At 70.9% G+C, this 25,693-nt stretch carries 24 protein-coding genes and 1 pseudogene; 17 read left to right on the top strand and 8 right to left on the bottom strand.

What is annotated here, in order from left to right; genetic code table 11:
* The first annotated feature begins 5 nt into the window (after positions 1–5).
* Entirely contained in the window at positions 6–1,406 is a 1,401-nt protein-coding gene (locus OP79_RS40470) for a glycoside hydrolase family 32 protein (RefSeq protein ID WP_033327948.1), read from the top strand.
* On the opposite strand, the gene OP79_RS40475 is transcribed toward OP79_RS40470, so the two are convergent.
* Complete coding sequence (locus tag OP79_RS40475; protein ID WP_106972605.1) at positions 1,369–2,433, bottom strand: LacI family DNA-binding transcriptional regulator; 1,065 nt, start codon at positions 2,431–2,433, stop codon at positions 1,369–1,371. The two genes, OP79_RS40470 and OP79_RS40475, sit on opposite strands and share 38 nt — an antisense overlap.
* Positions 2,434–2,825: 392 nt before the next feature.
* On the opposite strand from OP79_RS40475, the gene OP79_RS50755 reads away from it, so the two are divergent.
* The 5 genes and pseudogenes from OP79_RS50755 to OP79_RS52715 form a co-directional block, all read left to right on the top strand.
* On the top strand, positions 2,826–3,245 hold the full coding sequence (locus OP79_RS50755; protein WP_051745383.1) for a hypothetical protein: 420 nt from the start codon (positions 2,826–2,828) through the stop codon (positions 3,243–3,245).
* Complete coding sequence (locus tag OP79_RS40485) at positions 3,242–3,454, top strand: helix-turn-helix transcriptional regulator (protein ID WP_033327906.1); 213 nt, start codon at positions 3,242–3,244, stop codon at positions 3,452–3,454. Before OP79_RS50755 ends, OP79_RS40485 begins: the two co-directional genes overlap by 4 nt.
* A 360-nt stretch (positions 3,455–3,814) precedes the next feature.
* Positions 3,815–4,138, top strand: a complete 324-nt coding sequence (locus OP79_RS57475; RefSeq protein WP_245685618.1) for a hypothetical protein — start codon at positions 3,815–3,817, stop codon at positions 4,136–4,138.
* An 865-nt stretch (positions 4,139–5,003) separates the two neighbouring features.
* Positions 5,004–5,393 carry a hypothetical protein gene (locus tag OP79_RS55580; protein WP_157857443.1) on the top strand — a complete coding sequence of 130 codons (390 nt, stop codon included), beginning with the start codon at positions 5,004–5,006 and terminating at the stop codon, positions 5,391–5,393.
* Between the two features lie 345 nt (positions 5,394–5,738).
* A pseudogene (locus tag OP79_RS52715) lies at positions 5,739–6,509 on the top strand (helix-turn-helix transcriptional regulator); the annotation flags it as partial.
* Positions 6,510–6,602: 93 nt separating this feature from the next.
* Here OP79_RS52715 and OP79_RS57480 read toward each other — a convergent pair.
* From OP79_RS57480 to OP79_RS40505, 3 genes are read right to left on the bottom strand one after another with little or no spacing between them, the layout of a single operon-like run.
* A complete protein-coding gene (locus OP79_RS57480; protein WP_078492325.1) occupies positions 6,603–8,156 on the bottom strand; it encodes an FAD-binding oxidoreductase in 1,554 nt (517 codons plus the stop codon).
* A complete protein-coding gene (locus tag OP79_RS40500; RefSeq protein WP_078492326.1) occupies positions 8,149–9,426 on the bottom strand; it encodes an MFS transporter in 1,278 nt (425 codons plus the stop codon). Before OP79_RS40500 ends, OP79_RS57480 begins: the two co-directional genes overlap by 8 nt.
* Complete coding sequence (locus tag OP79_RS40505) at positions 9,423–10,175, bottom strand: SDR family oxidoreductase (protein ID WP_157857444.1); 753 nt, start codon at positions 10,173–10,175, stop codon at positions 9,423–9,425. The genes OP79_RS40500 and OP79_RS40505 overlap by 4 nt, the downstream gene beginning before the upstream one ends.
* A gap of 223 nt (positions 10,176–10,398) precedes the next feature.
* Here OP79_RS40505 and OP79_RS40510 point away from each other — a divergent pair, with 223 nt between their 5' ends.
* The 3 genes from OP79_RS40510 to OP79_RS40520 are packed head-to-tail and all read left to right on the top strand — an operon-like array spanning position 10,399 to position 12,648.
* Positions 10,399–11,439 (top strand): phosphotriesterase family protein, encoded by a 1,041-nt coding sequence (locus OP79_RS40510; protein WP_051745388.1) that lies wholly within the window; start codon positions 10,399–10,401, stop codon positions 11,437–11,439.
* Positions 11,429–11,770 carry a cupin domain-containing protein gene (locus OP79_RS40515; protein ID WP_033327912.1) on the top strand — a complete coding sequence of 114 codons (342 nt, stop codon included), beginning with the start codon at positions 11,429–11,431 and terminating at the stop codon, positions 11,768–11,770. The genes OP79_RS40510 and OP79_RS40515 overlap by 11 nt, the downstream gene beginning before the upstream one ends.
* The gene (locus tag OP79_RS40520) at positions 11,767–12,648 is read left to right on the top strand and encodes an SDR family NAD(P)-dependent oxidoreductase (RefSeq protein WP_078492328.1); all 882 of its coding nucleotides are present in this window, start codon (positions 11,767–11,769) and stop codon (positions 12,646–12,648) included. Before OP79_RS40515 ends, OP79_RS40520 begins: the two co-directional genes overlap by 4 nt.
* A 59-nt stretch (positions 12,649–12,707) precedes the next feature.
* On the opposite strand, the gene OP79_RS40525 is transcribed toward OP79_RS40520, so the two are convergent.
* Together OP79_RS40525 and OP79_RS40530 are read right to left on the bottom strand one after the other, a co-directional pair.
* Complete coding sequence (locus tag OP79_RS40525; RefSeq protein ID WP_211270955.1) at positions 12,708–13,706, bottom strand: aldo/keto reductase; 999 nt, start codon at positions 13,704–13,706, stop codon at positions 12,708–12,710.
* Positions 13,703–15,214, bottom strand: a complete 1,512-nt coding sequence (locus OP79_RS40530) for an FAD-dependent monooxygenase (protein WP_051745390.1) — start codon at positions 15,212–15,214, stop codon at positions 13,703–13,705. The genes OP79_RS40525 and OP79_RS40530 overlap by 4 nt, the downstream gene beginning before the upstream one ends.
* A gap of 492 nt (positions 15,215–15,706) precedes the next feature.
* On the opposite strand from OP79_RS40530, the gene OP79_RS40535 reads away from it, so the two are divergent.
* The 7 genes from OP79_RS40535 (at position 15,707) to fabI (ending at position 21,497) form a co-directional block, all read left to right on the top strand.
* Positions 15,707–16,675: an AfsA-related hotdog domain-containing protein gene (locus tag OP79_RS40535; RefSeq protein ID WP_051745391.1), complete on the top strand. Its 969-nt coding sequence runs from the start codon at positions 15,707–15,709 to the stop codon at positions 16,673–16,675.
* Positions 16,675–17,358 (top strand): HAD-IA family hydrolase, encoded by a 684-nt coding sequence (locus OP79_RS40540; protein WP_033327914.1) that lies wholly within the window; start codon positions 16,675–16,677, stop codon positions 17,356–17,358. Before OP79_RS40535 ends, OP79_RS40540 begins: the two co-directional genes overlap by 1 nt.
* A gap of 40 nt (positions 17,359–17,398) precedes the next feature.
* Positions 17,399–18,406, top strand: coding sequence for a beta-ketoacyl-ACP synthase III (locus OP79_RS40545; RefSeq protein ID WP_033327917.1), 1,008 nt, complete (start codon positions 17,399–17,401; stop codon positions 18,404–18,406).
* A gap of 64 nt (positions 18,407–18,470) precedes the next feature.
* Entirely contained in the window at positions 18,471–18,725 is a 255-nt protein-coding gene (locus tag OP79_RS40550) for an acyl carrier protein (RefSeq protein ID WP_033327919.1), read from the top strand.
* Entirely contained in the window at positions 18,722–19,969 is a 1,248-nt protein-coding gene (locus OP79_RS40555; RefSeq protein WP_211270956.1) for a beta-ketoacyl-[acyl-carrier-protein] synthase family protein, read from the top strand. The genes OP79_RS40550 and OP79_RS40555 overlap by 4 nt, the downstream gene beginning before the upstream one ends.
* Entirely contained in the window at positions 19,966–20,676 is a 711-nt protein-coding gene (locus tag OP79_RS40560; protein WP_033327921.1) for an SDR family oxidoreductase, read from the top strand. Before OP79_RS40555 ends, OP79_RS40560 begins: the two co-directional genes overlap by 4 nt.
* Positions 20,673–21,497, top strand: coding sequence for an enoyl-ACP reductase FabI (gene fabI, locus OP79_RS40565; protein WP_051745392.1), 825 nt, complete (start codon positions 20,673–20,675; stop codon positions 21,495–21,497). Before OP79_RS40560 ends, fabI begins: the two co-directional genes overlap by 4 nt.
* 67 nt (positions 21,498–21,564) lie before the next feature.
* Here fabI and OP79_RS40570 read toward each other — a convergent pair whose 3' ends face one another.
* The gene (locus OP79_RS40570) at positions 21,565–22,671 is read right to left on the bottom strand and encodes a beta propeller repeat protein (RefSeq protein WP_033327923.1); all 1,107 of its coding nucleotides are present in this window, start codon (positions 22,669–22,671) and stop codon (positions 21,565–21,567) included.
* Positions 22,668–23,690, bottom strand: a complete 1,023-nt coding sequence (locus OP79_RS40575; protein WP_033327925.1) for a hypothetical protein — start codon at positions 23,688–23,690, stop codon at positions 22,668–22,670. Before OP79_RS40575 ends, OP79_RS40570 begins: the two co-directional genes overlap by 4 nt.
* A 421-nt stretch (positions 23,691–24,111) precedes the next feature.
* On the opposite strand from OP79_RS40575, the gene OP79_RS40580 reads away from it, so the two are divergent.
* A complete protein-coding gene (locus OP79_RS40580) occupies positions 24,112–25,410 on the top strand; it encodes an MFS transporter (RefSeq protein ID WP_078492330.1) in 1,299 nt (432 codons plus the stop codon).
* The last annotated feature ends 283 nt before the right edge of the window (positions 25,411–25,693 follow it).

Raw genomic sequence — 25,693 nt, forward strand, 5'->3', positions numbered from 1 at the left:
GTTCCGTGAGCCGGTCGACCGACGCCAACAGCCCGCGTTTCCGGGTCCGCCCGCCGGCCAACTGGATGAACGACCCGAATGGCCCGTTCCGCTGGGGCGATCGATACCACCTCTTCTACCAGCACAACCCCGACGCCCCCGTGCACACGAACGTTCACTGGGGCCACGCCTCCAGCCCCGACCTCGCCCACTGGGACGACCACGGAATCGCCCTGCGCCCCACGCCCGACGGCCCGGACGAGGCGGGCTGCTGGTCCGGCTGCGTGGTGGACGACGGTGGTGTACCGACAGCGGTGTACTCGGGGATCGACCACGACCACCAGGGCCTGAGCGCGATCTGTCTCGCCGTGACCGAGGACGACGGCCTCCAGGAGTGGAAGCAACTGCCGGTGCCGGTGGTCGCCGGCCCACCACCCGGCCTGGACGTGACGATGTTCCGGGACCCTTTCGTCTTCCGCTTCGCCGGACGCCGCTGGGCGCTGATGGGCGCCGGCCACGCCGACGGCACCCCGTCCGTCCTGGTGTACGACTGTGAGGACCTGTACGACTGGCGGTTCGCCGGGGTCCTGCTGGACGGCCGGGACCCGGCGGCGGCCCGCGCCTTCGGCAAGCGGGCGATCGGCTGGGAGTGCCCGCAGTTGTGGGCGACCCCCGGGGGCGACTGGGTGCTGGCGGTGGCCCTGTGGGACGGCGACCCGCTGAGCACCGCGTACGTCACGGGCCGTCTGGTGGAGCAGGCGGACGGTGGACCGAGGTTCGCGGCCGGTACGGGCGGCGGCCCGCTGGACCTCGGCCGTGACTTCTACGCCCCCTCCGTCCTCCAGGACACGGAGTCCGGCCGCGCCCTGCTCTGGGGCTGGTCCTGGGAGTCACGCCCGCCCGAGGAGGTGGACCGCGCGGGCTGGTCCGGCGTCCTCACGGCACCCCGGGTGATGGACACCCACGACGACGGCACGCTACGGGTCGTACCGGCTCCGGAACTCGAACTACTGCGAGCGGCCGTCCCGTTCACGGCCGCACCAGGACCGCACCGGCTACTCCCCCTCGCGTACGACCTGCTGGTGACTGCCCGTTCAGCGGCGACCGTGAGTCTGCTGCGGGCCACGTCCGGGGCCGAACTGACCGTGCGACTCGACCCGGCGTCCGGCACGGTGACCCTGGACCGCACGGCCTGGCCACGCTCCCGCCCGGACGGCACGGCCCCCCTGGTCCTGCCGACCCCGCCGGGCGAGACCCTCACCGTACGGATCCTCGTGGACGGCTCCCTGCTGGAACTGTTCGCGGGTGACCGGGCGACGGCCACGGAACGGGTGTACCGACGGGACGACGACATCGCGGAGCTGACCGTGTCGGGGACGGACGTCGAGGTCACGGGCTGGGAGCTGGTCCCACCGAACCCCGCGTGACGACGGGGCACTCCAGCCGCCGGGTGGTGACCGGCGGCGCGGTCCCGCTGTCGATGGCGTCCAAGAGCAGGCGGACGGCCGTCTCTCCCATCGCGCGATGGGGCAGAGCGACCGTGGTGAGGGGCGGGCTGAGGAAAGCCGCCATGTGCTCCTGGTCGTCATAGCCGACGACGGACAGCTCGGCGGGCACGTCGAGGCCCAGGCGCGCGGCGGCGTGGAGGACGCCCGCGGCGACCCGGTCGTTGTAACAGACGATCCCCGTGGGCCGCCGGTGGGCGGGAACACCGTCCAGCAGCCGCAGCGCGCCCTGGTACCCGGCGGCGATCTCCCCTCCCGTCCGCATGATCCAGTCCTTCTCGGCGGTCAGCCCCACCGTCCGCAGCGCGTCCCGGAAGCCGCGCAGCCGTTCCGCGGTCGCGATGTCGTCCAGACCGCCTACCAGGGCGACACGGCGGTGGCCCGCGTCGAGAAGGACGCGCGCGGCGCTGCGGCCACCGGCCCGCTCGGCGGGGATGACGGCCGGGAGGGAGCCGTCCTCGGGGAGACAGTTGGCGAACACGGCGAACGTACGGTGCAGCCCTTCCGGGACTCGGGCGCGGCGCAAGGACAGCGCGGCGTAGATGATCCCGTCGACCCTCCGGTCGAGCAGTTCGGCGACGGCCGCGTCCTCGGCGACCGGGTCCTGCCCGGAGTCGACGGTGAGCACCAGGTGCTCACTGCTCCACGCCATGTCCATGGCCCCGCGCAGCAGCCGCCCGGCGAACGGCGAGGTGGCGATCTCGTCCGTGACCAGACCGATCACGGCGGTACGACGCCGGCGCAGGCCACGGGCGACCGCGTTCGGCCGGTAGCCGAGCTGTTCGGCCGCCTTGCGGATCTTCTCCTGCGTCTCGGCGGAGAGGTTGCCCTGGGCATGCCCGTTGAAGACGAAGGACACGGCCGTGTGCGACACCCCGGCAAGCCGGGCGACATCACGCGAGGTCGCCCGCTCAGCCCCGCCACCCCGCGTCTTCTCGACCCCGCCCATGCCTCGTCCCCGCCGACTTTGCCTGATCAGGCAGAGCCTACCCGCGGGAGATGTTGCGGAGCCCGCCGCCGCAGACCGAATGTGTCCGCTGCCATCCAATCGAGTCGTTTGACAGCGAACCCAGTCGTTTCGGCCTCCTTGCCAGCGAACCTAGTCGCGTGAGGAGCACCCGGGGGGTGCTGGGTGGCCGCAGCGACTGCGCACTTCCCGGGCTGGTACTGGTCGGCAACGACCAGGCGTGGCTGCACTGGCAACGGTGAGCGAGAGCGTCGGCACGCTCCGGGCTATTTCGTGCGGCGCGCGGAGCCTCAGGGGCGGTGGTCGATGCTCACGTCCGCCGCCGCGTGACAAGGGTCCTTGACGTTAAGACAAGTCACCTTTACGTTTGCCGCATGGAGAAATCGCAGGAGAACCGCCAGAGCCGAAGCGACATAGTCCGCGCCCGCGCCTGGTTCGTCGACTGGTTGCCGGCGGTCATCGGCCTCGTGTTGCTCAGCCTGATCTCGGAGTTCGGCCTCTTCGGTTCGGCGGGCTCATGGAAACTGTTCTGGTCGCTGCTGAATCTCGCGCCGGCGCTGTGGGTCGTCCGGGCCGTGATCAGGAGCCTGCGCCGCGCCGACGAGTACCAGCGCCGTTGCCAGCTCGAGGCCCTGGCGATCGGGTTCGGCGTGCTGGTCATGTCGATCCACACCGTCGGGCTTCTCCAGGCAGCCGGCGTGGGCGACCTGCGGCAGCTGGTCCAGATCAGCTTCATCGTGAGCATCCTGATCTGGATCGCAGCCCTGCTGTTCAAGACCCCGCGAACCCGATGAAGAACCGACTCAGGGAACTGCGGGCGATGCGTCGTTGGAGCCAGGCTGACCTCGCCGACCGCCTCGGCGTCTCCCGGCAAACGGTCTACGCCATCGAAACGGGCCGCTACGACCCGAGCCTGCCGCTCGCGTTCAAGATCGCCGCCGTGTTCGGCGAACCGATCGAGGATCTTTTCTCCCCGGACGAGGACACGGACTCCAAGCCGTGAACGCCGGGACGCGTGCAACCCGGGCAGCTGAGGCTGCGGTCTGCGGCTCCTGACACGTCCCTCAGGAACACCAGCAACCCCCATGTGATCGTTTGCCATCCAATCCAGTCGATGCAGGGCAGTGCGACCCGAGCGACTGGCTTCGCTGTCAAAGGACAGAATGGGACACCGCGGTGGAACAGCCGCTTACCTCGGCACGCCGGGGTGCAGGTCGCCGTGCGACCGTGGACGTCCGACCGCCGTCCCTCGCGGCTGTCAGCACGCCTCAACGAGACTCGGCCTCGACCGCCCCCGACAACCGTCGAGGGCTCCCTGCGAGGCCGCTTTCTCTCGGGGCCGTTTCCTCACCACTTACCGGCCATGGCCAAGGCACATCCCGGGCGGTCCACAACCCAGAGGACCCCCATCGAACTCTTCGACCGCATGCTGACGCCGGACCGGCGGGCGCTCGACGTGCTGAGGGTTGAAGTGCGCACCGGAGACGGGACCGGGAAGGCACGCCCGCGCCGTCGGGGTCTACCGCCTGTGGCGCGACGGCGGCTTCGCCGTCGCGCCCTCCTCTCCGGCTTCCTCGCCGACGCCTACGACATCACCACCGCGATCTGGACCGTCGCCGCCCTCACCGCCGCCACCGGCCTGATCGTCGCCGTCCGCATGTACGAGACACACCTTCCAAAGCCCTGAGCCATACCCAGACGACTCGTCGGAGCCCAGTCTCCCGGGTACTTCCCCATACCTTCGGCCTCAGAATGGCCTCAACGCCGCAGCAGAGCCGACCAGAACACGCCTCACCAGCTACGTTTCCGGGCGCATACGTGCAGGTCAGAGCAACATCAGCCGACACAGACCAACCTGGCGCCAAACCCACGAGCAGCGGATTCAGTCCGTTGAGCCAAAGTTGACGCCCCGACAGCTCACAAGGAACGTTTCCGCAGGTCAGAGGCCTGCGCAGGTGGGGCGGGTGGGACTCGAACCCACGGCCGACGGATTATGAGTCTATTCGGGATCTTGGCGGCCCTTGCGTTTCTACGCTGATCCGTGGCGTTATTGCAGGTCAGATGGGGTGATCTGCGTCGGCGCTCCCCTTCCTTTGTCAGTCTGTTCCTGTCCTTGTGTCCCCAATGCGTCCCCAACTCCGTCGTACAGCAAAAATGGCACGGGGCTACCAGGCGATTGCGCCAGCTCGGAGGGGTTCTCGAACCCGCCCGCAGCGGATTTCCCTTCCAGCGCCCCAGGGCTCCGCCCACACTCTCGGGGACGGAGTCTCTTTGCCGTTGCCGCAGAGCAGACACCTTCGAACAAATATCGACCACGAGCGGGCTGTTTCAAGGTTCCACCGGCCCCCCGCAGAGGAAGGGCGGGGGGCGGCGCGGCGCGGTCGGACGGTTCGGACGTCCACCCGACCTGATCTCACACCGTTGCCGACGTGAGCGTACGGGAGCGGGGGATATGCGGGTGAGGCGCCGCTCGTACGGGATCCGGCGGCCCGTCCCGACGCGGCACGACCGGCCACGCTGCTCGCGCAGGCAGAGTCAGGTGCGACACCGCGGTGGGCGCAACCGACGATGACGACGGTGGTGCCGCCGTCACCGGACGGGCCCGTACCACCCATGCCCACCCGACTCGACAGGCCGCGGCCGACGACTCCCCGGGGGCCGGGGGTCGGCCACGGAGCCGTAGGAAGATCGCCGTCGCCGTGACCGCAGTGCTGGCGATCGCCGCGGCGACCACGCTGTTCCTCAGCGTGCGCGATCCGGGCGGCACCGAGAAGGCGGGCGGAAGCACGGGCTCACCGGCGAGCGGGGCGTCCTCACCATCCGCGAACTCCGCACCGAAGCCGACCCCCTACGCCCACCCCGACATCGACCGCGACAACCGGACCGACCGAATCGGTCACGTCGAGCCAGCCGCCCCACACCGGCAGGCGGCCGCTGCCTGAGTACGAGTTCAGCCGAATACAGTCCCCAGTACCGCCCGTCGGCCACCGAACCGGCCGGCCGGACGGACCCGCTCAGGACACCCGCGAGTAATACTCCTGTGCGCGTAAAATCTGGCCCAACGTACCGGACATCCATTGCGGCCGGCGAGATACCTTGGGAGTCCCGAACGTTAAAGCGGAGTTACCACCGATGAGCCGGGTAAAAACTTCGAAAAAATTCCACCAAAGGTGGATCCCTGACGGAGGCCGCGATCACTGACCTCTGCACACAAGTGCGGGTACGGGCTGTACATTGGAGAAATCCGCCGAACTCCAGCGGGATCATGATGCTAGCGGGAGTGCAGCATGGTAACCACAGAACGGCAGCGAAAAGAACTCGCCTCATTCCTTCGGAACCGGCGCGAACGGCTCACGCCGGATGCCGTTGGAATCAAGAATTCATATGGCCGCCGCCGCACCCCGGGCCTGCGCAGAGAAGAACTCGCCCAACTCGCCGGGGTGAGCGTGACTTGGTACACATGGCTCGAGCAAGCCCGCAGAATCAGGGTGTCGAGCCAGGTCCTGAATGGTCTCGCACGAGCCCTGCGGCTCGATTCGACAGAGACCGGACATCTTTTCCGGCTGGCCGGTAAATTACCGCCTGCGGTGCAGATCACCCGCTCCAGGGAAAACATTCCCGCGCAATATCTGACGTTCCTCGAACTCCAGGACCCGTTGCCCGCCTTCATCGTCAACCACCGCTTCGATGTGCTGGCGTGGAACCATGGATTCTGCGCGTTGCACCCGTATTTCGAATCCCTGGAACAGAGCCGCCGCAACACTCTCGTGATGATGTTCGACGAGCGGACCCGGGAAATGCACCCTAACTGGGAGCAGGACGCGCTGGAGACGGCCGCACTGTTCCGCGCCCAGGCCGCCGATCAACTCGCCCGTCCCGAATACGCGAAGATGATCGACGACCTGCAGGGCGAGTACCCGGAATTCCGGGAATTGTGGGAGCGGCTCGATCTCGCGCCGCCCGTCCCTTCCGTACGCTGCTTCGATCATCCGACACTCGGACGGATCGAACTCGGTTATGTGAAGCTGCGGCTCTCGGGCGTGGACGCGACCCTGGTCGTCTACCAGCCAGTCCTGGACAACCACCTGCTCGCGCGCTTCCGCGATCTTGTCGAGGAGCGGATCAGGGTGCGGCTGCACTCGGCCGGGGGCTCAGTCGGACGCTCGTACCGACAGAGCGTGCCGGAAGACGTCCTGCGGGTCCCAGACGGCCTTGACCCCCTGGAGCCGGGGGTAATTCCCTTTGAAGTACAGCGCATGCCAGGGAACTCCTGAGGTGTTCCAGCGCGGATCAGCCAGATCCATGTCCGGATAGTTGATGTACGACCCGTCGGTGCGTGCGTCGGAGACGGGCACCCCACCTGTCTCCGCGTACAACTCCCGGTAGAACTCCCTGAGTCTGCGGATGTGCCGCTCGTCTTCGGCGGGATCGGTCCAATACGTTCCGAGATAGCTCTTGAGCACCGAATCCCGTTGGGCGACGACGGTCGCCGCGGAGTCCACGGCGTTGACCTTCCTGCCATAGGAGAACAGCACCACTGTCGTATGCCCGTCATATCCGCGATCGGCGAGATACCGGAAGAGCAGCTCGGTCTCCGCGACCGAATACGGTCGGCGCAGATAGGCGCCCTTGCTCTTGGAGCGCGTCAGTTCTCCCCTGTTCTCCACGTCCCGCTGAGTGGCCTGAAGCCACGGCATCTCGGTGCGGGTGACCCGGCACGGGGCCCGCACGCCGTTGCCCACCGCCGCGATGTACTCATCAAGTTGCCTGCGGGCATCGGGAGTCGAGCCGTCGAGCTGCGCGCCGAGGGTGATCCGGCCGACCGCGCGCTGGTTGAGGTACAGCGCGCTGTACAGGCTCTCGTACGCCGGGTCCGTGCCGTCCTCCCTGCTGTGCCACTCGCCGTGGTTGAGGACGAGCCGTGCGAAGTCCCGCTCGCTCAGTGACTCCCAGGGCCACTCGGCGGAGGCGAAGAGGGCCGTCTCCGGGGGCCGGGGCAGCAGATCCTGCGGGGCGTCCGTCTCCGCCTCCGGAGAGCGGAACCAATAGCGCGTGACGACACCGAAGTTGCCACCGCCCGCACCGGTGTGCGCCCACCACAGATCGTGATGGGGGTCGGCAGGGTCCCTTGATGCCACCACGGTGCGCGCCTCACCCGGGCCGTCGGCGACGACGACCTCCACCGCTTCCAGATGGTCGACGATCAGCCCGTGCCGCCGGCACAGCGCGCCGAAGCCGCCGCCCTGGACGTAGCCGCCCAGCCCGACCGAGGGACAGGTGCCGCCGGGCACGACAACGCCCCAGTTCAGGTACAGGGAGCGGTAGACAGAACCGAGCAGCGCGCCCGCCCCCATGCCGAAGGCCCGCCGTCCGGCGTCGTACGTGACGTCGTTCAGCTCGGACAGGTCGATGAGCGTGCGCACGGCCGGGTCGTCCACCAAGCCCTCCAGGCCGTGGCCTCCGCCGCGGACCGCCAGCCGGGATCCGCCGCGGACGGCGGCGGTGACCGCCCGGCGCACGTCCTCCGCGGTGCGCGGCACATGGACGCGGTCCGGGCTGCCCGTGAAGCGCGTGTTGCGCGAGCGCCTGGTGAGGGAGCGATAGCGGGGGTCGTCGCGGGTGATCGCGGGTACGTTCTGCGCGGGAATCCGCGGTGTCACAGGTATGCCGGGGACAGGTACGTCGGGAACGGATATCTCAGGCATCGGTGAGCGCAGCCGCCTTTCGTGAGGTCACGGCGCGACGTACGGCCGCGTAACCGAGGAGAAGGAGCAGCGCGCAGGCACCGGCGACGCCCCCCAGAAGGGCGGTGTCACGCCAGCCGCCGCGCGCCCAGAACGGGCCCGTCAGCGCGGAGCCCGCCGCGCCGCCGAGGAAATAGCAGGTCATGTAGACCGTGGTGACCCGGCTGCGCATCTCGTCGCCGACCTGGCCGAAGACCGTCGTCTGGTTCGAGATGTGCGCGGCCTGGACCGCGAAGTCGATCAGGACGATCGCCGCGCCGAGCACGAGCAGCGAGGACGACAGGGCCGACACCACGGCGAACGAGATCGCGATGAGCGCGAACGCCGCGGCGCTGACGGTCCGCTGGCGCCCCCGGTCGGCGAACCTGCCCGCCAGATTGGCGCCGAGTGCACCGCCCGCGCCGAGCAGCCCCATCGCGCCGATCGCCGCGGAACCGTAGTGGTAGGGCCCCTGAATCAGGCGCAGCGGCACAGCGGTCCACAGCACGGTGAACGCGGCGAAGCCCAGGGCACCGTACAGGCAGCGCTCCACGATCACCGGCCGGCTGCGGACGAGGGCGAACAGCGAGCCGATGAGCCGGGCGTAGCCGCGGGCGGTGAGGGTGGCCTGGGCGGGCTGCGCGGGCAGGATGCGGCGCAGCGTCACGCACACGGCGAGCATCATGACCGCCGCGCCCCAGAACACGGCCCGCCAGTCGACGAGTTCGGCCACCACGCCGGCGAACGTCCGGCACAGCAGCGCGCCGAGGATGACCCCGGTCATCACGGTGCCCACCACCTGCCCGCGCCGCTCCGGCGGTGCCATCCCGGCGGCCTGCGGCACGATCACCATGGCGGCGACGCTCACCAGGCCGAGCAGGAAGAACAGCGGGACGAGGAGGGCGCCGGGGCCGCTACCAGCCCACGGGATCACCGCGAGCACGGCGGCCGCCGTGGTCACCAGGACGGTGAGGAGCCGCCTGCGGTCGACGGCGTCGCCCAGCGGCACCAGCGCGAACAGACCGAGCGCGTAGCCGACCTGAGTGGCGGAGACGGACGAGGTGAGTGAGCCGGGGGTGCGGTGCAGCGACGCCGCGAGCTCGGGCAGGATCGGCTGGAGGTAGTAGAGGTTGGCCACGCACAGACCGCAGGCGGCCGCGAGCAGCAGCACGGTGATCCGGCCGGCCCGCGGCCGCGGCGGTGCGACCGGCCCTGCCAGGCCCGTCGCACCGCCGTGTGCCGCCTTACTCACAGCGTGCCGCCGCCATCGACGTGCAGCACCGCACCGGTCGCGAAGGTGTTCTGCAGGAGGTGCAGCACCGACACCGCGACGTCGTCGGGCTGCCCGATGCGGCCCACCGGCGTGCCCGCCGCGGTCTGCTCGAAGAGGCCGGCGCGGGCGTCGTCGGGCAGGAACGACCACAGCGGGGTGTCGATCATGCCGCCGACGACGACGTTGACGCGCACCGGGGCGAGTTCGACGGCGAGGGAGCGGCCCATGCCCGCGATGCCCACGTTGGCCGCGGCGGTCGCGCTCATGTCGGCGTACGGCTTGAACCCGGCCGCACCGGCGATCAGCACGATGGATCCCTCACCGGAGATCTTCTTGCCGGCGTGCCGGACGCTCACGAGCTGTCCGATGATCTTGGTGTCGAGAGCGGCGCGCACATCGTCGAGAGACACGTCGTAGACGGAGCCGACGGCCATGTCGCCGGGGCAGACGACGAGGTGGTCGAGGGAGTCGATGCCCGCGAAGAAGGCGCGCACGCTGTCCTCGTCGGTCACGTCCACGACGCCGGTGGTGATGCCGTCGATCTCCTTGGAGGTCTGCTCCAGCTTGTCCTGGGAGCGGGAGCCGACAACGACCTGCGCACCGGCGGCGGCGGCCTGACGGGCCACCGCCCTGCCGATGCCGGACGAGCCGCCGATCACCACGACGCGGGCGCCGGAGAGAGGGGCGGCGGTTGTGGAAGAAACGGGGGATGCGGGGGAAGTTGACAAGGTCGTCTCCTGGTCACGTGCGAATCGAGTGCCTGTCGGCCGGGAACAGAAGTGGCGGCCCGGCCACATATGACGCTCTCAGCTCGCACGAGAAGCAGGGAGGCGGGGATTCATGCTAGTTGGAACACCACCTGGTTAGGCCTTCGCGGGCGCGCCACCATGGGTTGTCGTCGGGCGCATTGGTCCGCTCGGCGCCATGGCTGTCGTTCCGAGGCGGTTCTCTGTGAGCACGGAAACTCCACTCCCGCACGACCCGATTCCGACGGTCCGCGGCCCGGTCGCCGCGGCGGAGCTGGGCGTCACACTCGCGCACGAACATCTCTTCGTGCTGAGTCCTGAATTCCAGTCGAACTTCCCTCACTTGTGGGACCGCGAGGCCGGAGTACGTGAGGCCGTACGCCAGTTGACACAGGCCTACACGGCCGGTGTGCGGACCCTGGTGGACATGACGGTGCTGGGCCAGGGCCGCGACATCGGGCTGGTGCGGGCGGTCGCCGAGCACACCCCGGTGAACATCGTGCTCGCCACCGGCGTCTACAGCGTCGACGGCATCCCGCTCTTCGCCCGCTTCCGCGGTCCCGGCGCCGCCATCGAGGCCGACGACCCGCTGATCGAGTTGCTCCTGCGCGACGTCACCACCGGCATCGGGGACAGCACCGTACGGGCGGGCCTGGTGAAGTTCGCCTGTGAGCGCACCCCGCCGGACGCGGCCGCGCACCGGATGGCCGCCGTCGTCGCCGAGGTGCACCGGCAGACCGGTGTCCCCGTCGTCGTGCACTGCGACCCCTTCGAGGGCAACGGCCTTCAGCTGGTGCGGATCCTGGAGAAGGAGGGCGTGGCCGCGGGCTCCGTGGTCGTGGCGCACGCCGGGGACTCCGCCGACCTCGACGGGCTGCGCGCCCTCGCCGACACCGGCTGCGTACTGGGCTACGACCGGTACGGCATGACGCCCTTCGCCCCCGACGAACAGCGCAACGCCACCCTCGCCGCGCTCGTACGGGCGGGCCACAGCGCCCAGTTGCTCGTCTCGCAGGACCACCCGGTGCACATCGACTATCTGACGGCCGAGCAGCGGGAACGGACGTATCCGGGCTGGAGCTATGTGCATCTCTTCGAGCGGGTCCTGCCGATGCTCCTGAAAGAGCCGGGCATCGACGAGGAGATCGTGCGCACCCTCCTCGTCGACAATCCACGGCGGCTGCTCTCCCGGATCGCCGCGCCCCGCCCCGCGGACCACCGCACGGAGGCCCACCATGCCGCTTGAACCCTGGCAGGAGCTGGGCACCGACCTGCTCATCGACGAGGAGCACGTCAAGTGCTGGGTGGAGACCGTGCCGCCCGGCGGGCAGCGGCCCGCCCACACCCACCGTCACCCCTGGGTGACCGTGGTGCTGTCCGGGGCGCACGGCGAATCCCTGGACGAGAACGGCCAGTTGATCAAAGCCGTGACGCTGGAGACGGGCCAGGTGGTGCACAACCGCGGCGAGTCCCTGCCCATGCGGCACTACGTCCACAACCTCTCCGACCAGACCCTCGTCATGGTCGCCATCGAACTCCGTACGCCTACGGCTCCGGAGGAAGGACCGAGTTCATGAGCCGACAAGAGCGCCGAACAGAGCAGAGCGGCGAGGGACAGCCGCGGCCGAGCGCCCCCGCCCTGGTGACCGGGGCCACCTCTGGCCTCGGCAGGAGTCTCGCGCGGGCTCTCGGCGACCGCGGCTGGACCGTCCTGGTGCACGGCAGGGACGGGGGCAGGTGCGCCGAGGTCGTCGACGAACTGCGTGCGGCGGGCGGCACGGCCCATCCGTATCTCGCGGACCTCTCGTCCCTGCGGGAGGCCGCCGAGCTCGGCAGGAAGGTGGCCGCCGAGCACCCTTCGCTGGGGCTGCTCGTGAACAACGCGGGCGTGGGCGCCGGTCGTGACTCCCACCGCCGCGAGGTGAGCCGCGACGGCTATGAACTGCGGTTCGCCGTCAACTACTTGGCGCCGGTGGTCCTCACTCACGCCCTTCGTTCCCCGCTGCGCGCGGCGGGCTCGGCACAGGTCCTCAACATCGGCTCGATCGGGCAGAGCCCCGTCGACCCGGACGACGTGCAGTTCACCCGGCGTTACGACGGCATGGAAGCGTACACGCGCAGCAAGTTCGCGCTCGCCGCCTTCACGTTCACCATCGCCGAGGAGTACGCGGGTGAGGGCATCCGGGTCAACTGCGTACACCCCGCGAACTACATGGACACCACGATGGTCACCGAGGCCGGGGTACGCCCCTGGTCCTCGGTGGCCGAGGGAACCGCGGCCGTGCTGCACGCCATCGACGAGGGCGCGCGGGGCGCGAGCGGTCAGTACTACAACGAGAGCCGCCGGGCCAAGGCGCACCGCCTCGCCTACAGCGCCGACACCCAGCGACGGCTCGCCTCGCTCACCGACCGGCTCATCGCTCCGGCAGAGGGGGCGAGCGGGCCGTCCTGGTGAGGTGAGGGAGCACCGGACGGCCCGGGTGCGGTCGCACCGCACCCGGGCCGTCCGGTGTCTCAGTCCTCCTGGACCAGCGCCAGCAGATGGTCGGGGAAGCGCTCGCCAGCGAAGGCGCCCGCGGGTGCGATCTCCTCGACCTGGCGCAGGACTTCAGGGGTCAGCTTGACGGCTCCCGCGGACGCGTTCTCACTCATGTGCGTACGCCGCTGGGCTCCGGGAATCGGCACGATGCCTTGCGCGACCAGCCACCCGAGGGCGAACTGCGCGGGTGAGCAGCTCAGTTGGGAAGCCAGCTCGCCGATCCTGGTGACCAGGCGCTGGTTGAAGCCGAGGTTGTCATCGGAGAACCGGGGCAGGCCGCGGCGCATGTCGTCCGGGGCCAGCTCGGCCCCGGAGAGCTCCCCGGAGAGCAACCCCCGGCTGAAGGGGCTGTAGGCGACGAAGCCGATGCCGAGCTCGCGCACCGTGGGCAGCACGGAGCGCTCGGGGTTGCGGCTGGCGAGGGAGTACTCGGTCTGCACCGCCGTGATGGGGTGCACGGCGTGCGCGGCGCGGATCGCCGCCGCACCGGCCTCGGACAGGCCCAAGTGCCGTACTTTTCCGGCCTCGACGAGCTCCGCCATGGCACCGACCGACTCCTCGACGGGCACGTTGGGGTCGATGCGGTGCAGGTAGTACAGGTCGATGTGGTCGGTGCCCAGGCGCTTGAGGCTGGCGTCGACCGCCTCGGCGATGTGCCGGGGACTCCCGTCGACCCGCACACCGTCGGGGGTACGGATGAGACCGCACTTGGTGGCAAGCGTGGCCCGGTCGCGGTGTCCGCCGGCCAGCGCGCGACCGACGATCTCCTCGCTCAGACCCGCTCCGTACATGTCCGCGGTGTCGAGGAAGTCCATGCCCCGGTCGAGGGCGCCGTGGATGGTGCGGACCGACTCGGCCTCGTCGCGGTCTCCGTAGAACTCGGCCATGCCCATGCAGCCGAGGCCGATCGCGGACACCTCCAGGCGGCCGCCGAGCAGGACACGGTCCAGGGTGCGCGGTGTGGTGGTGGTCATTCCTTCTCCTCGTGGGATACGGGTGCTGGGGCGTGGTGGCCGGTCCCCGTGCAGCCGTGCCCGGCGGGCAGCAGCTGTTCCAGGCGGCGCAGGGCGGCTGGATCGGTGAGGGCGGCGGCCGCGGCGACGACGCCGTCGGGGCGCACGAGCACCGCCCCGGGACGGCGGGCGCCCAGGGCGCGGGCGGTCCGCGCGTCCAGGTGCGCACAGGCGGGCACGTTCCGCCCGGGGAAGGGGGTGCGGCCCGCGAGGACGAGCAGCGCGTGCCGCCCGTCGCGCAGCAGGTCGTGGGTGCGGCCGCCGGACGGTAGGGGGATGTCCGGCAGCCGCGTTCCGGGGCCGAGGGAGCCGAGCGCGGGCCCCTCGGCGGGGTAGCGCAGGTCCATCTGCGCGAGGCGGGAGGGCAGGACGCGGTCGAGGACACCACTGCGCTCGGCGGCCGACGCTGCGAGGTCGCGGGCCCGCTCGCGCCAGCCGCCCCAGGTCCACAGGCGGGTCTGCCGGTCGGTGTCGGTGACCACGGCGTGCGCGACATGCATACGTTCCCGCTCCCAGGCCGCCAGCTCGGCCGCCGGCAGCCTGCCCCTGATCACGCCGGCGAGCCGCCAGGCCGCTTCGTGCGCGTCCTGGATGCTGGTGTTCAGTCCCTGTCCGCCGGCCGGGCTGTGCACATGCGCGGCGTCGCCCGCGAGGAGCACCCGCCCGTCGCGGAACCGGTCCGCCATCTTGCGGTGGACCCGGAAGTGGCCCGCGCCGGTGACGGAGGTCAACTCCAGTGGAACGGGGCTGCGTTGGGCGGCGATGGCCTGCACGGTCTCCTCGACGTTCTCCGGCCCCGCGCTCTCAGGAGCACTGCCGAAGACACGGATGAGCCCGCCCGGGAGACCGACGACGACCAGCACGCCCGTGGGGCCCATGAAGTAGTGCGCCTCGGCATGCGCGAGCGGGGTGTCCCACTCACCGTCGACGAGGACGAACGACTGCGGGTACGTAGGCCCGGTGAAGGCGACGCCGAGCTGCTCGCGGACCGCGCTGTGCGCGCCGTCGCAGCCGAGCAGCCGGCCCGTGCGGTGGACGGTGCCCAACAGGTCGGCGTCCACGCCGTCGGCGTCCTGGGCGAGGGCGGCCAGCCGGTGCCCGTACTCGACCCAGCCGCCCGCCTCGTGCAGGGCGTCGAGCAGCAGCCCCTCGGTCTCGTTCTGCGGGAGGGAGAGGGGGGTGCCGAAGCGACTGCCCTTCAGACCGCGGAAGTTGATGCGGGCGACGCGGCGGCCGCGGGTGTAGTAGTTGGCGGCGACGACGGGGAGCGCCGCGTCGCGGATACGGTCCTCCAGGCCGAGGCGGGCCATCACCTCCAGCGCACGTGGCTGGAGGATGATCGCCTTCGCATGGGGGTTCCTTCGGGCCGCGCGATCGACGATCCTGGTGTCGATCCCGCGGCGGATCAGCTCGGTGGCCATCATCAGGCCGGTCGGCCCTGCGCCGACGACCAGTGCTTCGCTGTCCACGGTGATGCGTCACACCTCCTGCGTTCAGGGGGAACGGGCATACGGGAATGGCGTACGCGGGGGTGGCTGGGGGAGAGGTGAGCGCCGCGCCGGCCCCTCTGGCCGGTTCGCGCCTTGCGGCACGGGCGGTGCGCCGGACAACCATCGTGCATGAACTCGAACGGCCGGGCCTGGTGCGCGCGATACCCCTGAGTCCAACACCACCCTGAGCGACTTTTCCGGCCGGGGATCCGGCCCCGGCGGCCGTGCGGCCTGCCATGCGGCCTGCGGTGGGACCGCGCCGGGCGGGGCGCCGGGCCCGGACGTGAACTCGCCTTCCACACAGGCCAATTGGCATACAACACGACAATCCGGACGCCCTACCCAGAGGTAACTGGTAGCGGTTTCAAGGGTATGAGCCGCACGGGTGGCAGAAGGCCCTGGCTGGCGGCGGCCGGTCGCTCGAAGAATGTGGACCACGAGACCGGCCACTGCCCAAGGAGCAGCACACCGATGCCCCTCCCCCAGAGCGCCCTCGCACCGGACGCGGCCCCATCCGCTCCGGCCCTCTCCTACCGTCGTACGGTCGACCGCGGCGACGTCCACCGCTGGGCGGTCAGCGAGGTCTTCCTCACCGACTACGCCGACCTGACCGCGGACAACTACCTCGCGGCGGCCCAACTGCCTCCCGCTCACCACTACTTCGGCGACCACACCGGACCGGCCGCCGAGGCCCCCGACAGCATGCTTCTCCTCGAGTGCTGCCGGCAGACCGCCACCTGCGTCGCCCACCGCGGCCTCGGCGTCGCCAGGGACAGCGCCTTCCATGTCACCGACTGGACACTCGACCTCGTCGGCGACACCTCGCTGCCGGCCCACGACCGGCCCCGCGAGCTGAACATCCAGGCCGCCGTCACCCGCAGCCAGGTCCGCTCGGGAACGGTGCGCGCCGCTCGGTACGTCCTGGAGCTGCTCCACGACGGTGTGCCGTTCGGCCGCTGCGACATCTCCGCCCGCTACTCCCCGGCCGAGGAGGCGGAGATCGTCCGGCGCTACCACCGCAGGTCGGCGCCGCCCCTGTCGGACTCGCTGCCCGCCGTGCCCCCGGGCATCCCCGTGCCGCCCGCCGATGTGGCCCGCCGGGACCCCGCCAACGTGGCGCTCGCCGACGCCCGCCGCGTGGCCGGCGGAGTCGCCGCCGTGGTGGCGGTGCCGTCCGGGCACCGCACGCACTTCGACCACCCGCAGGACCACTACACGGCGATGATCCTCATGGAGGCCGCCCGGCAGGCCGCGCTCCTCGCGGCGGGCACCGGCGTGCGGATCACCGGCTACCGCTCGACGTTCGCCCGGTTCGCCGAACTCGACTCCCCCGTCAGGGTGTCGGCCGTGCGCCGCACCTGCGACGAGGTGGCCGTCCGCTTCCGGCAGGACGGGACCGCCGTCAGCGAGATCACCGTCGGCGTCTCGGAGGACCACTGATGGCGCCCGGGACCGGGCCGGTACGCGCGGTCTGGACCGACTACGGCGGCGTGCTGACCCCTCCGGTGGCCGAGTCCATGAAGACCTTCTGCGCCCGGCTCGGCGTGCCGCCGGCCACACTGCTCGCCGCCATGCGGCAGGTGTCCCGCGACTGCGGGGCCGGCGACGACATCCTGGCGCCGCTCGACACCCCGCTGCTCACCCAGGAGACCTGGGAGCGCCGCGTCGAGGAGGCCCTCGCGACACACAACGGCATCCGCGTCGATCTCAGCGACTATCCCACGCGCTGGTTCGCCGACCGTGCCGTCAACCGGCCCTGGCTCGACACCCTGCACCGGTTGCGCCAACAGGGCGTGTTCGTCGGCCTGTTGTCCAACATGCCGCCCGCCTGGGACCGGCACTGGCGCCTCGCCGTACCGCCCGAAGGTCTCTTCGACGCCGTGGTGCTCTCGTACGCGTCCGGCTGCCGCAAGCCCGAGGAGGAGATCTTCCGCCTCGCCGCCGAGCGGGCCGGGGTGCGCCGCGAGGAGTGCGTGCTCGTCGACGACCTGGCGGTCAACTGCGCCGGGGCGGAGCAAGCCGGATGGCACGGCGTCGAGTTCACCGGCGCCGCGGCCGCCGCGGCCAGGGTCGACGCACTGGTCGCGGCAGGCACCGCTCTCGCCACGGGAGGCGACGCGTGAGGCCCGCCGCCCGCACCGCCCCCGTCCCAGGAGGCCGCCCATGAAAGCCGCCGTCATCAGCGGCATCGGCGCCTGGCTGCCGCCCGACCTCGTCAGCAACGACGACCTCGCTGCCCGCATGGACACCTCCGACGAGTGGATCCGCACCCGCACCGGCATCCGCACCCGGCACTTCGTGTCCGCCGGCATGCCGACCTCCCGCCTCGCCGCGGAGGCCGGGGCGCGGGCCATGGAGTCGGCGGGCACGGCGGACGTGGACGCCGTGGTCCTCGCCACCACCACACCCGACCGCCCCTGCCCGGCCAGCGCCCCCGAGGTGGCCCGCCGCCTGGGCCTCACCGGACGCCCGGCCTTCGACGTCTCCGCCGTCTGCACGGGTTTCCTGTACGCCCTCACCACCGCCGCCGGGATGATCGCCTCCGGAGCGGCCGAACAGGTCCTCGTCATCGGCGCCGAGGCCTTCAGTACCCTCATCGACCCTCGTGACCGCTCCTGTGCCGTCGTGTTCGGCGACGGCGCGGGCGCGGTGGTGCTGCGCGCCGGGGAACCCGGCGATCCCGGCGCCCTGGGCCAGATCGTGCTCGGCAGCGACGGATCGCTCGCCGATCTGATCACGGTGCGGGCCGGCGGCTCCGAGCAGCCCCACCCCGACGCCGACCCCGAACGCACCGACCCGGCCGACCGCTACTTCTCCATGCGGGGCCGGGAGGTCTTCGGACACGCCGTGGCCCGTATGTCCGAGTCGGCGCGCGCCGCACTCGCCCACACCGGATGGCAGCCGGGCGACGTCGACCGGCTGGTCGGCCACCAGGCCAACCTGCGCATCCTGCAGGCCGTCGCGGAGCAGCTGGACATCCCGGCGGACCGGCTCGTCATCCACCTGGACCGGGTCGGCAACACGGCGGCGGCCTCCATCCCGCTCGCCCTGGCGCACGCGCACGCGGCGGGCGACCTCGCTCCCGGCGCGCGCGTCGTCCTTGCCGCCTTCGGAGGCGGCGCCACGTGGGGGGCCACGGCACTGACCTGGCCCTCGCTGAAGTCCGTGTAACCACAGGCACGTTCACGCCCCACTCGTTCCCACCCCACCCCACGCCCGAAAGGCGGCATCAGCCATGAGCACCTTCACTCCCCCCACCTTTGAGATCCTCTCCCAGGTCCTGGAGGAGAAGTTCGGCGTCCTGCGCGAGGACATCAAGCCCGACACCGTCCTGGAGGACATCGAGCTGGACTCCCTGGCGCTCATCGAGGTCGCGCTGACCCTGCAGAAGCGGCTCGGCTTCGTGATACCCACCGAGGACCTCAACAGCGGCGGCACCGTCTCGGACCTGTACGAGCTGGTGAACACGGCAGCGGAGAACGCCCGATGACCGAGCGCACCGGACGGGACGCGCCCGTCGCGATCACGGGAATCGGCCTCGTCACCCCGGCCGGCATCGGAGTGACGGCGAACTGGGAGCGGCTCCTGTCGGGCCGCTCCACCGCACAGCGTGACCCGGCGCTCGCCGGACTGCCCGTGGACATCTCCTGCCGGGTCCCCGGCTTCGACGCCACCACCCTGCTCGGCCGCTCGACGGCCTGGCGCCTGGATCGGGTCAGCCAACTCGCTCTGGTGGCCGTCAAGGAGGCCTTGTCCGACGCGGGCCTCGACCCGCAGAGGTGGGACGGCGCCCGGGTCGGCGTCGTCATGGGCAACGCGCTGGGCGGCACGGCCTCCTACGAGGACGCCCACAGCACGTACCACCAAGAAGGCGCTGACCAGGTCTCGCCGCTGGTGATGGTGAACTGGCCGGTCAACATGATCTCCGGATATCTCGCCATGCACTGCCGGGCCCTCGGCCCGAACCTGGTGGTCGCCACCGCCTGCGCCTCCGGCGTCACAGCGGTCGGCACCGCACGTCAGATGCTGCAGTCCGGCGTCTGCGACATCGTGCTCGCCGGCGCGTCCGAGGCACCGCTGACCCCCACGCCGATGGCCGCCTACCACCGGATGGGCGCGTTGTCCCGGCGCACCGACGACCCGGCGGGGGCATCCCGCCCCTTCGACGCGGACCGCGGAGGCTTCGTGGCCGCGGAAGCGGCGTCCGTGCTGGTCCTGGAGCGCGAGCAGGACGCGCGAGCGCGGGGCGGCACGGTCCGTGCGCTGGTCGCGGGCTTCGGAGCCAGCGCCGACGGGCACCACGCCTCCGCGCCGGACCCGGCAGGAGCGGGCGTGGAGCGCGCCCTGCGCTCGGCGCTCACCGACGCGGACGTGGCCCCCGAGGCCGTCGACCACGTCAACGCCCATGGCACATCAACCAAGTTGAACGATCTGATGGAGTCCCAGCTGATCAATCGCGTGCTCGGCGGGTGGCCCTCTGTCACCTCCACCAAGGGCGTCACGGGACATGCGCTCGGCGCCGCGGGCGCCATCGAGGTGGCCTACACGGCCCTGACCATCGAGCACGGCCTGGTGCCGCCCACCGCCAACCTCGACAAACTCGACCCCGAGATCGACATCGACGTCGTCAGCGGCGCGCCGCGCGAACAGCGCGTCACGACGGCGACCAGCCACTCTTTCGGGTTCGGCGGGCAGAACGCCGTCCTCGTCCTACAGGAAGCAGGCACACGATGACCGGCAACCGGTCCGTCTTCGTCACCGGAGGAAACCGCGGGATCGGTCTGGCCATCGCCCGCGCCTTCGCCACGCAGGGCGACCGAGTGGCAGTCGGCCATCGGTCGGGCGAGCCTCCGGAGGGGTTCTTCGGTGTCCGCTGCGACGTCACCGATTCCGACTCGTTGGACGCCGCGTACGAGAAGATCGAGGCCGAGCACGGTCCGGTGCAGGTCCTGGTGGCGAACGCCGGAATCATGCGGGACAAGCTGGCGCTGCAGACCACCGACGAGGACTTCCTGGAGATCCTCGACACCAATCTGGTGGGCGCCTTCCGGTCCGCGCGGCGGGCCATCCCCGGGATGCTGGAAGGCCGTTGGGGCCGGCTCGTCTTCATCTCGTCCTTCTCCGGGATGCTCGGGTCTCCCGGGCAGGCCAACTACGCGGCGTCGAAGACGGGCCTCACCGGCCTGGCCCGCTCGCTCGCTCGCGAGTTGGGACGTCGGGGCGTCACGTCGAACGTCGTGGCCCCTGGCTTCATCGACACCGACATGGTCGCGGGCGTCACCCCGAAACGACGTGCCGAGTACCTCTCCATGACCGCGCTCGGCCGCCCCGGCACCCCGGAGGAAGTGGCGAACGTGGTGCGCTTCCTCGCCAGTGAGGACGCCTCGTATCTCACCGGCGCGTTCCTGCCGGTCAGCGGCGGCCTCGGGATGGGCGTATGAACACGCAGACGGCGGAGACGACGGAGACGACGTCAACGGAGACGACAAAGGGCGGCGGTCTGCTCGCCGGGAAGCGGCTGCTGATCACCGGCGTGCTCTCCGACACGTCGATCGCCTTCCACGTGGCGCGGATCGCCCAGCAGGAGGGCGCCCAGGTGGCGCTGACCTCCTTCGGGCGGGCCCTGCCCATCACGGAGGCGATGGCCGAGCGGCTGCCCGCGCCCGCGCCCGTGATCCGGCTCGACGTCACCGATCGCGGCGACCTCGACGCACTGTCGGCTGCGATCGCCGACCGTCTGGGCGGCCTCGACGGCATCGTGCACTCGATCGCGTTCGCCCCGCAGTCCGCGCTCGGCGGCGCCTTCCTGGAGACGTCATGGCAGGACGCGGCGACGGCACTCGAAGTGTCGGCGTACTCCCTCAAGGCCCTTGTCACAGCGTGTATCCCGCTGCTGAAGGAGGACTCGTCCGTGGTGGGACTCGACTTCGACGCGGCCCTGGCCTGGCCCGGCTACGACTGGATGGGCGTCTCCAAGGCCACGCTCGAGTCCGTCACCCGCTACCTGGCGATGTACCTCGGGGAACGGCGCATCCGCGTCAACCTCGTCGCGGCGGGCATGGTCCGCACCCTGGCAGCACGCTCGATCCCCGGAGTGGACCGTATGGAGGAGATCTGGCGCACCCGCCCGCCACTCCCCTGGGACGTCCACGACCCGGAACCGACGGCGAAGGCCTGCGCGGTGCTCCTCTCGGACTGGCTCCCGTCCACCACCGGCGAGATCCTGCACGTCGACGGAGGGCTCCACGCGGTCATGACGTGAGCGGGCGCCGGCCGAGTCCAGGACCGTAGGGGCTCCGTCCGTTTCGGGCGGAGCCCCGTCCGTCGGCTCAGCCGAACCGCAGGATGCGCGGGGCGAAGGTGCCCTCGGGACCCTCCGCGCGGCCGACCGACCACACCGTCCCCGTGCCCGGCACCGGTGCCAGCCGCAGCAGCGTGGAGCGCCCCTCGCCGGCCACCGCCGGTTCGCTGTGCCCGGTGAACGACTCTCCGTTCCAGGCGAGGAAATCCGGCCCGGGGACGAACGGCGGGAAGCTGTCCGGGTCCCTCTTCTGCGAGCGGGACACCGCGACCCAGCCCAGTTCGCCGGACGGGCCGGCCGCCAGTGAGGTGACACCGCCGAAGTCGGTGGGCATGGTCACCCGGCTCCACGCCTGCCCGTCCCAGCGGACCAGCAGGGGCGGAATCGGCCGGCCCACCGGGCCGCCGACGAACCCGGCCGTGCCACCCGCCCACACCTCCGTCGGCGAGACCGCCAGCACACTGCCCACGGCCGACCGCGGGAACCCGTCCACGATCGTCTGCTGCCACGCCTGCCCGTCCCAGTGCGACACGGCCGCACCCGAGATGGTCTCGCCCGCGGCCCAGACGTCGTCGGCCGCCTTGATGTGCAGGCCGTACACGGCTCCCGGCGGCACCGGCAGGTCCCGCCAGCCGCTCCCGTCCCGGCGCAGCAACACCTGCGCGCCGTCCCGCGAACCGATCAGCCAGGTCTCGCCGCCGCCGGTGACGACCTTGGTCAGTACGACACCGCGCGGCGGCCGGCTCACCGACCAGGACTTTCCGTCGTGGCGGAGCAGGTGGGCGCCGCCCGCCGAGTCGCGGCCGACCGCCCAGACCGCGGTCGGTGAGGTCGCGGCGACGGACAGCAGCTCTCCCTGCCAGCCGGTCCCGGGCAGGCTCTGGCGCTGCCACGCGGTTCCGTCCCAGCGCAGCAGCAGCGGGAAGCCCGGCGCCTCGCGGCCGACGGCGTCCGCGCCCACCGCCCACGCTCGGTCGGGCCCGAACGCCACGGCTTCGTTCAGCCCGGCCTGGGGGCGTACCTGTGCCGGGACCGGAACGTGTTGCCAGGACGGGGTTTCCGCCGCGGCCGGGGTCATGATGGCCAGGATGGTCATGGCGACAGCGAGGGCCACGACGAGAAGCCGACGTCTCATGGTCGGCCTCCCAGCCGCTCGCTCATCAGGTTCGGTTTCGAGCCGTAGATCTCGGCGGTCCCGAAGGACAGCAGTGCGGACCCGGCCCTCGTCAGTGCTCGCGGCTTGACGTCGATCGCGTTCGTACGCTCCGGGCCGTAGGAGAAGGTGGTGCGGGAGCCGTCCACCCGTGCGTACTTCGACTGGAAGGCGCGGTCGCTGCGCACCGGCAGCCACAGCGCGCCGTCCGGGCCGCGCACCATGGCCTCGGTGTGGGTGTCGCCCAGCGGTGGGTAGGTGGTGCGCCAGGCGCGCCCGTTGAAGGTCATCAGGTAGGTGCGGGCCACGCCGTCGGTGTACTGGCTGCCGCCGATCGTGACCCGGCCGGACGGTTCGGGCAGGATCGTGTGCACGTTGCTGTTCGGCGGCAGCGTCACCTTCGCGTCCTGCCACGCCGTGCCGTCCCAGCGCAGGACGGTGGTGCCGGTGCTGGTGTCCGCCCAGGCCCAGGCGTCGGTGGCGGTACGCGCGGTGATCCCCATCACGTACAGCACATCGTCCGGGGTGGACTGTGCGGTCCAGCCGGAACCGTCGTAGTGCAGCACCTTCAGCCCGGTGTCGTCCTGACCGACGACCCAAGCGGCACCCGGTACCGCGGCGAAGTCCTGGTAGATCCACAGGGTCTGCGGCAGCGGGACGACACTCCACCCGCCCGCCGACCGGCGCAGGATCTCTCCCGCCCCGTCACGGCTGTGGAAGATCCACACTTCCTCGCCGACGAACTGCACCTTGCCGAGCCAGCCCCACTCACCGGCGCCGGGGAAGGTGGTGTCCCGGCTCCACGTCGTGCCGTCCCACCGGTACAGCATCGGCCGCATTCCGTCGGCGGCGTTCTCGTACCCGGTCGCCCACGCCTCGCCGGGCCCGCGGGCGGCGAGATCGGACACGGTCATCGGCGGGACCGCCGCCGGCACCGGCAGCGCCGACCAGCTCGGTGTCACCGCCGCGGCCGGCGACACCACCCCGGCACACGCGATCACAAGACAGACGACAACCGCACGAACAATGACTGCACGGACAATGACTGTACGGAGACCGTTCACCAGACCCCCCAGTACGCGAAGGTCGCACAGCGTATGCCGTTCAACCACCCGTGCACAGGCGGCATTCGGCCATCACGGCTCCCTCTGGAGACCCACCGTGTCGCGGGATTCCCGGAACCACGGGCGAGGACGGCCGGCACGTCCGGATCCCGGTCCACACCGACCTGTTGAGGGCTTCGCCCAGTAGGGCACAGCACTTCCCGACCGCCGACTGTCCCTCTTCTTTCGTCGATCTTCCCTTGTCGATCGCCTGCCGAGTGTGCAGATACTCGGCAGGCGAGCCGACGTATCGCCTGCCGAACCGTTCTTTCGACTCCTCACTCCTGACTCCTCCTTCCGAACCCAGCGGAGCTCACCCTTGGAAGACCGCGCCGTACGCCGACGCCGTCAGGCTTTGTTCCTCCTGTTCTTCCTCCCCGGCATCGCCATGTCGTCCTGGGCCACCCGCACCCCGGATGTCCGCGATCAACTGAGCCTGTCCACCGGGCAGATGGGCCTGGTCCTGTTCGGCCTGTCCGTCGGTTCCATGATCGGCATCCTGTGCTCCGGCCGTTTCGTATCCCGGTTCGGCACCCGGCCGGTCATCACGCTCGGCACCCTCCTGATCATCGCGGGCACGGTCGTCATCGGCGGGGGCAGCGCGCTGTCGTCGGCGCCCCTGGTCACCGCGGGACTGTGCCTGTTCGGCGCGGGCATGGGCGGCGGTGAGGTGGCGATCAACGTGGACGGCGCCGACGTGGAGCGCCTCACCGGGACCGCGGTGCTGCCCACGCTGCACGGCTGCTTCAGCCTGGGCACGGTCGTCGGGGGCTCGGCCGGCATGGCCGCCACCGCCGCCGCACTCCCCGTCCACTGGCACCTGGCCGTGGTCGCCCTGCTCGCCACAGGGATGCTGGTCCACGCCCTGCGTGCCGTGCCCGCCGGCATCAGCACCGCGCCGACTACTACGCCGGATCCCGTTACGGGTTCGGGTGCGGGTGCGGCGCACCGGTCCAAGCCTCAGGTGTGGAAGGACCGCAAGCTGCTGCTGATCGGCGCCATCGTGCTGGCCATGGCGCTGGCCGAGGGTGCCGCCAACGACTGGCTACCGCTACTCATGGTCGACGGCCACGGCCTCGACGCCGCGATGGGCTCGCTCGTCTTCGTGGGGTTCGCGGCGGCGATGACCGTGGGACGCTTCAGCGGCAGTTTCTTCCTCAGCCGCTTCGGACGGGCCGCCGTCCTACGCGCCAGCGCCGTCTCCGGCGCCGTCGGACTCCTCCTGGTCATCTTCTCCGACAACGCCGCGATAGCGGCGACAGCCGTACTGTTCTGGGGCCTTGGGGCCTCCCTCGGCTTCCCGGTGGCTCTGTCGGCGGCGGGCGACTCGGGCCCCGACCAGACCGCCCGCGTCTCACTGGTCGCCATCATCGGCTACGTCGCCTTCCTCGTGGGCCCGCCCGCCCTCGGCTTCCTCGGCGACCACTACGGACTGCGCTCGGCCATGCTGGTGGTCCTGGTGTTCGTCGCCTCCGCCATCTTCATCGCCCCCGCCGCCGACACCCGCGACCGCACCACCACGGTGGACGTGGCCCAGCGCACACGCCCCGGCACCCGTCCCGCAGAACAACACCGCCAACGCCAAGGAGACCGGCAACGCCAAGGAGACTGCCCATGAGCCCGCAGGAAGCCTCCGGCACGATCGGCGTCCTAGGGCACGCCAGGAGCGGCCGACCCGACCGCGTCCCGCTACCCCCATACAAGTCGGCGGGTCAGTCTGCGGATGTCAGCCGGCGAGCTTGTTGGTCTTGCCGATCTGTCCGTCGAAGACTCCGGCGGGAAGAATGCGGTGCGCCTTGCTGAGAGGTCGTTTTCTCCCGTTGTTTCATCCCGGTATGCGGAGTTGGTTCGGTGATGTCGGGTCGCGCCAGGAGATGATGGCCTCGCCGGTGAGACGGCGG

The organism is Streptomyces yerevanensis (assembly GCF_000716805.1).
Lineage (GTDB): Bacteria > Actinomycetota > Actinomycetes > Streptomycetales > Streptomycetaceae > Streptomyces > Streptomyces flaveus.